Annotated in this window: 3 protein-coding genes; all 3 read right to left on the bottom strand. The window is 35.5% G+C overall.

Translation table 11 applies throughout. The features are described 5' to 3' along the window. Nucleotides 1-183: 183 nt before the first annotated feature. Genes ADH52_RS03115 through ADH52_RS11655 form a run of 3 tightly spaced genes read right to left on the bottom strand, consistent with a single transcriptional unit; the run spans nucleotide 184 to nucleotide 1,295 of the window. Nucleotides 184-534 carry a hypothetical protein gene (locus ADH52_RS03115; protein WP_049510033.1) on the bottom strand — a complete coding sequence of 117 codons (351 nt, stop codon included), beginning with the start codon at nucleotides 532-534 and terminating at the stop codon, nucleotides 184-186. A 19-nt stretch (nucleotides 535-553) separates the two neighbouring features. Continuing rightward, complete coding sequence (locus ADH52_RS03110; protein ID WP_049510032.1) at nucleotides 554-904, bottom strand: hypothetical protein; 351 nt, start codon at nucleotides 902-904, stop codon at nucleotides 554-556. Continuing rightward, nucleotides 891-1,295: a hypothetical protein gene (locus tag ADH52_RS11655; RefSeq protein ID WP_239682118.1), complete on the bottom strand. Its 405-nt coding sequence runs from the start codon at nucleotides 1,293-1,295 to the stop codon at nucleotides 891-893. The genes ADH52_RS03110 and ADH52_RS11655 overlap by 14 nt, the downstream gene beginning before the upstream one ends. Nucleotides 1,296-1,443 lie beyond the last annotated feature (148 nt).

Genomic DNA, 1,443 nt, shown 5'->3' with positions numbered 1-1,443 from the left:
CGATGTCTGTTCCCAATAAGGACGTATAGCTCGTCATCAACTGATAGAGCTCATTGAATTGTTTTAAAGAGAATTCTATTTAAAGTAAGAGTTTACCAATGGTTTATTGGTAAACTCTTGTTTCATTTATTCTATCATAGAAAGGCGAACTTGCCTGTTGTAAAACTATAGTTTAAACAGATTTTACAACCATCCCTTAGTTTTTAAGAATTCATCAGGAATGCGTAATTCAATCTCTGCCATGATTTCTTTTAAGTAGTTATCCCAATCCTTTGTTCCCATATAGCTACGCATTTTGCTTTCAAGCGATGCTCCAAATTCATCACCCAAATCAATAGAGAACCCACATAAATCATTGTCATAATTAAATTGAACCCAATAGTAGTCATAGGCCCTAAATATGAGGCGTAATATATAATGATTTGGGACATCGACCAATTCACAAATGGTTACATCAGAGGCCCTATCTCCAAAAGAACGCTCAATCCGTTCAATTACTTCTTGTTTTATAGCTTCCATACTTTCTCGAACCATACCAATACCTCCTTCTTTTTTATCGCCAACCCTTGGCTTTTAGATATTTCTCTGGGATATACGACTCGATTTTTGTCATGATTTCTTTTAAATAACTGTCCCAATCGCTTATTTCACTGTAACGACTATTTTCCTTAGACAGCAGTAAACCCTCGTCACCATTGAAAAAAACATAAATCTCGAAGAAATCATTCTCGTACTGAAATTTTACCCCGGCAAAATTATAGACGCGGAACTTCAGTTTGAAAGTATGATGATTTGATTCATCAATCATATCATAAATCACTATACCATCAATCTTATCTTTAAATACTCTTTCAACTACATCACAGATTTCGTCCGATAAAATATCCATATTATTTAATTCCATACCAGTAGTCCCCTTTTGGTTTTAATCGCTTATATCCATGTTGTTCCATCAAATAATCCCATTCCCATCTTATAGCTGATTTTTCATACATCTTCAACGTCGGATCATGAGAAAATCGAATAGTCTTGCCTTGCGCAACCGCATCATCTAGTGCAGGTTGATTGAAATATTTGAACATGTCTCTACCTTCTGCATCCAAACCATATTCAACTGTAATTTTATTCCAATCATCTCCTAAACTGAAGTAAGTGGTATCTCCAGCCTTGCTGATGTATGAATTTGGACCAGGTGTACTCCAATCTTGAGTCCCGTCAGGTCTAATTGTAGGTTCATATTTACCTAATGTCATTGTATCCGAGTCAGGGTTGATAACACTCTTCGTCCGATACATTTCATACTCTTCCAGTGGCATATTTTTTATTGGAGATTTGGAAGTATTCCGATTCCAACTATCAATTATAGATTTTTCCTTCGCTACATACTGTTTAAACTTCGAACTCTCCCTCGCAAGTCTACTTTCTTCTATATTTTTCAGGATT

Source organism: Streptococcus pseudopneumoniae (genome assembly GCF_001072665.1).
GTDB lineage: Bacteria > Bacillota > Bacilli > Lactobacillales > Streptococcaceae > Streptococcus > Streptococcus pseudopneumoniae_S.
This window is presented reverse-complemented; position numbering and strand designations above follow the sequence as displayed.